This window comes from Paenibacillus sp. P4_A7 (assembly GCF_056402455.1).
Genome location: NZ_JBFUHJ010000809.1, coordinates 1 through 1,119, shown reverse-complemented (window position 1 = coordinate 1,119; position 1,119 = coordinate 1). Strand labels below are relative to the sequence as shown.

Below are 1,119 nucleotides of genomic sequence, written 5' to 3'. Positions count from 1 at the left end.
CTCTATTCCCGTGCGCCTTCATGTTGCCGAAGTCTAATACGGAGTCCCCCTCTTTGTCTTTCATCTTTAACCAACCGGGCGAAATCCTGCGAATAAGCGAGCATTCGTGAGAAAATCATATCGTACCAAGGGAGCTTAATCGTGTAGTTACCGCATTTTCATAAAAGACTTGATAGGTCTCTTCATAATCTCTAGGCAACCAATTTCCAAATCCCATACCTTCATATAAATTAATTCTGTTTTTATGGATGACGCAAACACTATTTGCATATCTAGGGGCATAACCTTCCGCTGAATTTCTTAACAACACCATCACCTTACTTCCCTCTTCAGGAAAATCGAAAGTGACCCATTTATGCATCACATCAATGTCTTGCTTCAAGACAATTTCTTTTTGATTTATCTTTCCTTTTAAAACAGCATCAATTGTGATTGTAACTTCCCTGTGTTTTTCTATGTAATCCAATTTTTTAATAATTCCAACGACTATGTGGTCTGAACTATCAATCATTTCTTGAGGTGAGATGACAGACATTTTAGCATTTAACTGAGGTAGCAGTGGATTACTGAATGTTAGACAAATCAACATCATAACACTTATTCCGATTTTTCCCATAGTTACACTCCAATCAACGGGCATATAACATAATATCCCCATTAAGGCTACAACTAACCTATACTCAAGATTACTGCCCGTTAGCTTAATGATTTACTGCAATCCTATGTATCGCAGATGTGTTGCCCGCGAAACGAGTTCCTCGTTAGTGCAACATCAGACAATAAAAAAAACCACCTGTCAGGTGGCTGTGGCTATTCAAAGTTTAATTGAGAATATCTATTTTTTATTTAGGCTATCTGCTAACGGTATTTCAGCAATAACCTYTGGTCCATCTAGTATRAGTAAWACACCTTCAAGTGAAGTTGAYTTTACTTTTCCAACATCGACGTTTTCCTTAAATTGAAATTCAGCATGAAAAGATGCTTCTTTTCCTGGCTCTAAAATACCTKCTGAGCTKCCGCCTCTAAATTGCATTTTTCGGAATASCGTATTCTGTTGTATCTCCATCAACGAAGCCAGTTTATCATATGGTCTTACTGTCACTTCCAAACCATATGAGT

General features: G+C 37.6%; 2 protein-coding genes. Both read right to left on the bottom strand.

Annotation, left to right across the window (positions count from 1 at the left end):
- Positions 1-115: 115 nt before the first annotated feature.
- Positions 116-616 carry a hypothetical protein gene (locus AC1DWN_RS34185; RefSeq protein ID WP_477563254.1) on the bottom strand — a complete coding sequence of 167 codons (501 nt, stop codon included), beginning with the start codon at positions 614-616 and terminating at the stop codon, positions 116-118.
- Positions 617-835: 219 nt separating this feature from the next.
- Positions 836-1,119, bottom strand: a 284-nt coding sequence (locus AC1DWN_RS34180; protein WP_477563253.1) for a hypothetical protein, incomplete at its 5' end; no start/stop codon positions are given.